The 8,004-nt window shown below is 41.3% G+C and carries 8 protein-coding genes; 3 read left to right on the forward strand and 5 right to left on the reverse strand.

What is annotated here, in order from left to right; genetic code table 11:
* Positions 1 to 237: 237 nt before the first annotated feature.
* The 5 genes from galE to petB all read right to left on the reverse strand — a co-directional run bounded on the left by galE (position 238) and on the right by petB (position 4,327).
* On the reverse strand, positions 238 to 1,236 hold the full coding sequence (gene galE, locus PL8927_RS06580; protein ID WP_083618848.1) for a UDP-glucose 4-epimerase GalE: 999 nt from the start codon (positions 1,234 to 1,236) through the stop codon (positions 238 to 240).
* Positions 1,237 to 1,274: 38 nt separating this feature from the next.
* A complete protein-coding gene (locus tag PL8927_RS06585) occupies positions 1,275 to 1,655 on the reverse strand; it encodes a hypothetical protein (RefSeq protein WP_083618850.1) in 381 nt (126 codons plus the stop codon).
* A gap of 82 nt (positions 1,656 to 1,737) precedes the next feature.
* The gene (locus PL8927_RS06590; RefSeq protein WP_083618852.1) at positions 1,738 to 2,886 is read right to left on the reverse strand and encodes a glycosyltransferase family 4 protein; all 1,149 of its coding nucleotides are present in this window, start codon (positions 2,884 to 2,886) and stop codon (positions 1,738 to 1,740) included.
* A 234-nt stretch (positions 2,887 to 3,120) separates the two neighbouring features.
* Entirely contained in the window at positions 3,121 to 3,600 is a 480-nt protein-coding gene (gene petD / locus PL8927_RS06595) for a cytochrome b6-f complex subunit IV (RefSeq protein ID WP_083618854.1), read from the reverse strand.
* A gap of 58 nt (positions 3,601 to 3,658) precedes the next feature.
* On the reverse strand, positions 3,659 to 4,327 hold the full coding sequence (gene petB / locus PL8927_RS06600) for a cytochrome b6 (protein ID WP_083618856.1): 669 nt from the start codon (positions 4,325 to 4,327) through the stop codon (positions 3,659 to 3,661).
* A gap of 350 nt (positions 4,328 to 4,677) precedes the next feature.
* On the opposite strand from petB, the gene ctpA reads away from it, so the two are divergent.
* Genes ctpA through PL8927_RS06615 form a run of 3 tightly spaced genes read left to right on the forward strand, consistent with a single transcriptional unit; the run spans position 4,678 to position 7,884 of the window.
* Entirely contained in the window at positions 4,678 to 5,916 is a 1,239-nt protein-coding gene (ctpA, locus tag PL8927_RS06605) for a carboxyl-terminal processing protease CtpA (RefSeq protein WP_083618859.1), read from the forward strand.
* A gap of 1 nt (position 5,917) precedes the next feature.
* On the forward strand, positions 5,918 to 7,357 hold the full coding sequence (locus tag PL8927_RS06610; protein WP_083618861.1) for a dihydrolipoyl dehydrogenase family protein: 1,440 nt from the start codon (positions 5,918 to 5,920) through the stop codon (positions 7,355 to 7,357).
* Between the two features lie 2 nt (positions 7,358 to 7,359).
* A complete protein-coding gene (locus tag PL8927_RS06615; protein WP_156093115.1) occupies positions 7,360 to 7,884 on the forward strand; it encodes a pentapeptide repeat-containing protein in 525 nt (174 codons plus the stop codon).
* The last annotated feature ends 120 nt before the right edge of the window (positions 7,885 to 8,004 follow it).

Raw genomic sequence — 8,004 nt, forward strand, 5'->3', positions numbered from 1 at the left:
GGTTTCTGAGACAGTTTTTATTAAAGATAGACATATTTTGTTAGAAACCCGATTTCTGATCCTATTATTAGAAAGAAAGCCCTGAAGGGCTTACTACGAGGCTTAATCCTAGTCATCGTATTGAAAAACCGGGTTTCTGAGACAGTTTTTATTAAAGATAGACATATTTTGTTAGAAACACGGTTTCTGATCCTAGATCCTACTATTAGAAAGAAAGCCCTGAAGGGCTTACTACGGTTAGGCGTGTCGTTTTTGATGCCAATTCCAAGCGTGGGTGAGAATATTTTCAATATCGGGATATTCAGGATTCCAACCTAATATTGTTCGGGCTTTTTCTCCACTTCCAACTAAACTGGGCGGATCTCCAGGACGGCGATCGCATTCAATCACTTTAATCTCTTTCCCGGTAATTTCTCTGGCGGTTTCTATTACCTCTTTAACGGAAAATCCCTGTCCATTTCCTAAATTAAATACATCCGTTTGTCCCCCATTTAATAAATATTCTAACCCTAAAATATGGGCGGTTGCTAAATCAGTGACATGAATATAATCTCGAATACAAGTTCCATCCGGGGTGGGATAATCTGTTCCGAAAATGGAAATTGAGTCTCGTTTTCCTAATGCTGCTAATAACGTTAAAGGAATTAAATGGGTTTCAGGATTATGATCTTCTCCTAATAACCCTTCTGGGTCGGCTCCAGCAGCGTTAAAATAACGGAAACGTACCGATTTAAAATCATAAGCAATATCAAAATCTGATAAAATCCGTTCTACCATTAATTTAGTCGCCCCATAAGGATTAATCGGATTTTGGGGATGATCTTCAGGAATGGGAACAATATCAGGAACTCCATAGGTGGCGCAGGTGGAAGAAAACACAAATTTATTAATTCCTGCGTCTTTCATTGCTTCTAAAAGCGTTAACGTTCCGATCACATTATTGCGATAATATTTATCAGGATGGGTGACAGATTCCCCCACATAAGCATAGGCAGAAAAGTGCATCACGGCATCAATTTTGCGACTGGAAAATAATTCATCGAGTAACGGACGATCATTCGTATCCCCAATAATTAATTCGGTTTTGAGAACCGTTTCTACTAAATCTTGATGTCCGTAAACTAAATTATCGAGAATAATGACTTGATAACCAGAACGTTGCAAAGCCAGGACAGCGTGGGAGCCAATATAACCTGCTCCTCCAGTCACTAAAATAGTGGTTTGATCTTGAGACACAATTTTATTCTCCCTCTGTTAAGTCCAATGAGTTTAAGTTAATCTTCTAATTGTTGAACTGAAACATCAACGGCTTGCACGTCAATTGTTCCGGGCGGTGTTAACCGACTAAAATGTCCGGCTTCCACCTTTAAAGGTTCGCCGCAGTTTGGACATTGAAACTGAGTGGTATTAAAAGCGGGAAATTCCTGGCTACAAACCGGACATTTATCTTGAATTAAATTGCGTTTTAACCACCACTGCACACCCAAAATTAACAAAATAGGAGTAATTACAATCACCACAATTAAAATCAGAATCCCCTTAACTAACCAACCCAGACCAATAGAGATTAAAATGCCAATTACAGCTAATGTAATTAGCCAGTTACTCAAACCGGAAAGTCGGATTTGTAGAGTTTTGAACCGCTCTTGGTTCACAGCTATCTCCTTAATTATTCAAGCCAGATTAAATCTGATGTAAATTTTAAAATGTGTATGTTGACATTATCTTTAACTTCCATCATACTACTTTTTGCTGGAGTAACTGTTGGACTCGGCTTTGAAAGGCAGGTTTGCCGAAATGGGCTAAACACTGCTCGCGTAACCAAGACCCATTGCAACGTTGATCTTCACCCTTGAGCAGTTCTATACAAGCTTGAGCTACCGCATCCACATCTCGGTGAGGCACTTGCCAGCCTAATTTTCCATCCTGTAAGGGATCAGCCGAACCATCGTTATCCCCAGCAATAACGGGTTTTTCACAGGCCATCGCTTCTAAATAAACAATCCCAAACCCTTCTTGAGAAGGCATCACATAACCATCACAGAGGCGGTAATGATCGACTAATTCCTCGGTGGGAACAAACCCGGCAAATATGACACGATCGCTCACTCCTAAATCTTGAGCTAACTGTTGTAATCTAGGTTGGTCATCTCCCCGACCAATGACTAAATATTTAATATTGGGAAACACTTCCGCAATTTGGGATAAAGCGCGAATGGTAACATCCACTCCTTTATAAGGATCGCCTTTCCAAAGTCGCGCCACGGTCATTAACACCCGTGCATCCTGTAAACCATAGCGTTCAATCAAGTGTTGAGGTTTAGGGCCGGGAGTAAATTGTTCCCCATTGACCATACAGGCTAACATTTCAAATTGCTTAGGATTTAACTGATTAGCAATACAAGCTTGATCTCGGCTATATCGGCTAATTGTCCAAATTTGATCGGCGTTTTGTAGGGCTTTTTGACACTTTTTCGGCAAAGGTTCCCAGACTTCTTTACCATAGGTTAATACGGTGTAGGGAATGCCCAAAGGTTGACAAATTGTTTGCACCAAATGGGCTAAATTAATATGACCACACAAAACTCTTTGCGGCCGATATTTGATTAAATTAGTTAGTAAAGATATTGCTAATTTAATCCTTCCCCAGAGGGGATTTAGAGATTTAAAATACTCAAATTTAAACGGACTTAATGTCGTTTCAAAGGGGTTAGAACATCCCGGATAATCGCGTAAAATTAAAACGTAACTATTGGGGTTAATATTCTGGGAAGCCTCTAAAATATCTTTAACATAAGATTGAATCCCACCTTCACAAGAAAAAACAGCTAAAAAGCACCAAATTAAACGATTTTGATTTAAGTTTAGGTATTTTTTAAATAACATATCTGGGTTTCAAGGATATATTGTTCCAGGCACAAAAAATCAGCAAGCAGCGAGCGTGTTTACAGCAACTTCCGTGTCTTCGTGTCTTTGTGTCTTTGTGGTTAAATTAGGCTTGACCCTTCTGAAGACTTCTATTCCTATAAAAAACGATACCTGTGATCGCCCCCAAGATTTAGCCTAACACGCTACCCTGGTAAACTCACAGGTATCCAATAATTTTCAGATCAAGTCTGTTTAAAAGCCTAAAGTTAAAGACTTGTCGATGGGAAGTGCCGCCCCAATTCCTAACCACAGCGTTACTAAAGTTCCAAACAGGAAAATTGCAGTCGCCACAGGACGACGGAACGGGTTTTGGAACTTGTTAACATTTTCAATCAGAGGAATTGCCATTAAACCCACAGGAATCGAAGACATCATCATGATTCCTAACAGTTTATTGGGAACCACCCGCAAAATTTGGAAGGTGGGCCACAAATACCATTCGGGCAGAATTTCTAAAGGCGTTGCGAAGGGATTAGAGGGTTCTCCTACCATCGCGGGGTCAAGAACGGACAACGCCACCACTAAACCGAAAGTTCCCAAAATCACAACGGGGAACGTATATAACAAGTCATTCGGCCAAGCAGGTTCACCATAATAGTTGTGACCCATGCCTTTAGCTAATTTAGCCCGAAGAACGGGATCACTGAGATCCGGCTTTTTTAAGATGGACATGATAAACAGTGCGCTCCTTTTTGAGGAAATCTAACAGATTTTTGCCGAGCCTGTAGGTTTACAGGGGGCCAGAAATCCCTTGCTTCCGAATCATCAGGAAGTGGGCTAACATAAAGACGGCAATCAGCCAAGGCAGCACAAAAGTATGTAAGCTGTAGAAACGGCTGAGGGTGCTTTGACCGACGGCGGTACTTCCCCGCATCAGTTCAACAATGGTCGAACCCACAACAGGAATCGCTTCAGGAACCCCGGATACAATTTTTACCGCCCAGTAACCGAGTTGATCCCAAGGCAGAGAATAGCCCGTTACCCCAAAGGAAACCGTGATCACCGCTAAAATCACACCTGTAATCCAGGTTAATTCACGGGGTTTCTTGAAACCGCCCGTCAGATACACGCGGAAAACGTGCAGAATCATCATTAACACCATCATACTGGCAGACCAGCGATGGATAGAACGAATTAGCCAACCAAAGCTTACATCCGTCATAATGTACTGAACAGAATTAAAGGCTTCTGTGACGGTCGGCTTGTAATAGAACGTCATCGCAAATCCAGTGGCAAACTGGATTAAAAAGCAAACTAAAGTAACTCCACCCAAGCAATAGAAGATGTTGACATGAGGTGGGACATACTTACTCGTAATGTCATCCTCAAGTGCTTGGATTTCCAGCCGTTCATCAAACCACTTGAAAGTCTGAGTTTCTTTGATTCCCTTAGAAAACATGAAGCTAGAATTCCTAAAAATTAATTGCTGTCTATTATCGTTCCTTTTAGCCATCATTAAGAGATGTCTTCAGGCTGGACTTTTGGCAGCCAGAGGAACCTGGCAATCAATAAGCCGTAACCATAAGGAGCAGGGGCTTCGGTTTGCTCCGATTGAAAGCTTAGGCTAACCGCCTGGTGTGTTCTCCCCTACGATCAAAAATGTAACATAACTTCAACTCAATTTTCACAAAAGTTGAGAATCAACATCGGATGCTGAGAGTCCCTAACGGTCTTAGTTTAAAATCAAGTTCAAGGTTCTTCAGGGGTTAATCTCAAACCCGAATATTAAAATAGCGTTTTATCACCACCATGCACAAAAGAGTTTTTCAAATCCTATTGCTGATCATTCTGCAAATCACCTTAACCTGGCTCTCTTGGACAACCCCAGTTTTTGCCTTGACCGAAGACCAAAAGCTTTTTAGCGAAAGTTGGCGCATTATTAATCGAGCTTATGTGGATGAAAGCTTCAACCATCAAAATTGGTGGTCTATCCGTGAACAACTATTGCGACAACCCTTTAAAACCAGGGACGACGCTTATGATGCCATTGAGAAAATGTTAGCCACCTTGGATGACCCCTTTACTCGTCTGTTACGACCGGATCAATATCGCAGTTTACAGGTCAATACCTCCGGGGAACTCATGGGTGTGGGCTTACAAATAGCCCTAGATGCAGAAACCGGAGATTTAACCGTCATTACTCCCTTAGATGGTTCTCCAGCCGAACAAGCCGGAATTCAACCCCGTGATCGGATTTTGAAGATTGATGGCTTTCCCACCTCTGAATTAACCCTAGATGAATCTGCTACCCGGATGCGGGGGCCTAGGGGGACTCGCGTTACCTTAACCCTATTACGAGATGGTAGCACCACCCCGGAAGATGTTCTCCTGGTTCGAGATCGAATTACTCTCAACTCCGTGATTGCAGAACTGCGGTCTGATTTAAGACAAACTCCTTTCGGTTATATTCGTTTAAGTCAATTTAGCGCTAATGCTACCGAAGAAGTTGCCCATGCGATTCAATCTTTGGAGCAACAAGGGGCAAAAGCCTATATTTTGGATTTAAGAAATAATCCCGGTGGTTTATTACAATCGGGAATAGAAATTGCCCGTCTTTGGTTAGATGAAGGTACAATTGTTTATACGGTTAATCGTCAGGGAATATTAGGAAGTTTTGAAGCGGTAGGTTCAGCTTTAACCCAAGCTCCTTTAGTGGTTTTAGTTAATCCTGGAACGGCGAGCGCGAGTGAGATTTTAGCCGGAGCATTACAAGATAATCATCGGGCTATTTTAGTGGGGGATAAAACCTTTGGTAAAGGGTTAATTCAATCCTTATTTGATTTATCCGATGGCGCTGGGTTAGCGGTAACAGTTGCTAAATATGAAACGCCCAATCATACTGATATTAATAAATTAGGGATTATGCCTGATCGGGTGATTCCTTCAGAAGCATTATTTCGGAATCAAGTCGCAACGGAAGCCGATCAACAATATCAAGCGGCTTTGGAATTGCTGTCCTCTCAAGTTGTAATTGCTAAAAACGGATAATATGTTGGATTATGATCTGGTGATTTTAGGGGGGAGTTTAACGGGACGGTATGCGGCTTTGTTAGCGGCTCAAATGCAAGCACGGGTCGCTTTAGTTGAACCCAAAGAACCCAGTTTAAAACAGGGATATCAAGAGTTATTTCCCTTGGCTGCATCTGTCCAAAATCTTCGGCAAATACCCCTCCCAGAAAACTGTAATTCCCGTTCTCCTTTGAATGGGAAACAAGCAAAACTTTGGGGAGATTTGATCAGAGCAAATTGTGCCGAGATTTATTCTCCTCAACGGTTAGCCAGTTGGGGAATTGATCTGATTATGGGTCAAGGAGAATTTATTCAGTCTCCCCGTCTAGGATTTAGTATTAATAGCCGAATTTTGCGATCGCGGACTTATTTATTAGCTCTAGCATCCCCACCCAAAATTCCCCCCATTGAAGGGTTATTATCGACAGGATTTATCACCTCAAAAACCCTAGATTTATTTTTGGATAAACGACAGAATGGCTCTGAAACTGTTCGCCAACGGTTAGCTATTATTGGCGGTGATCCAACGGGTGTTGAGTTGGCTCAACTGTTAACCCGTTTGGGAATAGAAGTGATTATGGTTGTCAAAGGATCTCAAATTTTAGGTAAAGAAGATCCCGAAGCGGTGCAGTTAATTCAAGCACAATTAGAGGCAGAAGGCGTTAGAATTTTTACCCAAACTCCGGTAATTCAAGTTAAACAAATTGAGGATAAAAAATGGGTTCAAGCCGGAAATACTGCCCTAGAAGTCGATGAAATTCTGGTTGCTTGTGGCTCTCAAACGGATTTAGAAGGTTTAAATTTAAACCGGGTTGGAGTTATTTTTCAAGGCAATAATTTGGACTTTAATGAAAAATTACAAACCTCAAATCCTAGAATTTATGGGTGTGGAGAGATTTTAGGAGGTTATTCCTTTGAACATATTGCCCAATATGAAGCCCAAATTGCCATCAAAAATGCCCTATATTGGCCGAAGTTTAAGGTCAATTATCAAGGCATTCCTTGGGCTATTTTTTCTGACCCTCAATTAGCGCGAGTCGGGTTAACAGAAACCCAAGCTAAACGACGGTATGGAACTCAGGTTATTGTAGAACGACAATCGCTGAAAATGATCGCTCACGCTCACATTTGGGGAGAAACAACGGGATTTTGTAAACTTGTTGGACTATCTAATGGTAAACTATTAGGGGCTACGGTGGTGGGTTCCCAAGGGAGTGAGTTCATTCATACCCTCGCCTTAGCTATTCGTCAAGGAGTAAACTTGAAAACCTTAGCAGAATTTCCGGCTATTATACCGACGTTTTCAGAAGTTTATCATCAAAGTGCGATCGCCTGGGTTAATCAACGTCGTCGTCAAAATACAGTATTATTTGATGGGATTGAGAATCTATTTCATTGGCGACGATATTGGGGTAATTAGAAATGACAAAGTTTAATATGAAATCCAAAAAAATACACCCTTTCACTTCTGTTATTATCATCGGTTTAGGTCTTTTTTTGTTAACGGTTACTGGCTGTCAAAAACCTGCGACTCAAGTGCAGTTAGGTCAAGATCAAGAATGTTTTGGATGTGATTTTAGTGGTAAAAGCTTACAAGGGCAGAATTTAGCCGGAGCTAAACTCAATAATTCTAACTTCAGTCAAGCGGATTTAAAAGGAGTTAATCTCCAAGGCGCTTTGTTAGATAGTGTTAATTTAACGGGGGCTAATTTAACGGGGGCTGATTTAACTGGAGTGGCTTTAACTCAAGCTATTTTAACGAATGCTAATCTGAGTCAAGCGAATCTTACAGGTGCATTTATTCGAGGTGCTAAACTCAATAATGCTAATCTCAAGGGTGCTAATTTTAAGGATGCTGATTTGAATTCAGCCGACTTAACTGGAGCCGACATCAAAGGAGCTAATTTTCAAGGGGCTATTATGCCTGATGGTACAATTCAACAATAATAATATAGCAATCCTATTTGAGTTGTATCCAAAATCTGGATTTAAAAGGGAACAGGGAACAGGGAACAGGGAACAGGGAACAGAGGGGAAAAGAAAATAGGGAATAGGGGATAGAAAAAA

Source organism: Planktothrix serta PCC 8927 (assembly GCF_900010725.2).
GTDB lineage: Bacteria > Cyanobacteriota > Cyanobacteriia > Cyanobacteriales > Microcoleaceae > Planktothrix > Planktothrix serta.

Bases quoted from the DNA above. Each gene is read 5' to 3' on its own strand.
- PL8927_RS06610 (WP_083618861.1), top strand. From the start codon at position 5,918: ATGTTGGATTATGATCTGGTGATTTTAGGGGGGAGTTTAACGGGACGG.
- petB (WP_083618856.1), bottom strand. From the start codon at position 4,327: ATGTTTTCTAAGGGAATCAAAGAAACTCAGACTTTCAAGTGGTTTGAT.
- PL8927_RS06615 (WP_156093115.1), top strand. From the start codon at position 7,360: ATGACAAAGTTTAATATGAAATCCAAAAAAATACACCCTTTCACTTCT.
- ctpA (WP_083618859.1), top strand. From the start codon at position 4,678: ATGCACAAAAGAGTTTTTCAAATCCTATTGCTGATCATTCTGCAAATC.
- petD (WP_083618854.1), bottom strand. From the start codon at position 3,600: ATGTCCATCTTAAAAAAGCCGGATCTCAGTGATCCCGTTCTTCGGGCT.
- PL8927_RS06590 (WP_083618852.1), bottom strand. From the start codon at position 2,886: ATGTTATTTAAAAAATACCTAAACTTAAATCAAAATCGTTTAATTTGG.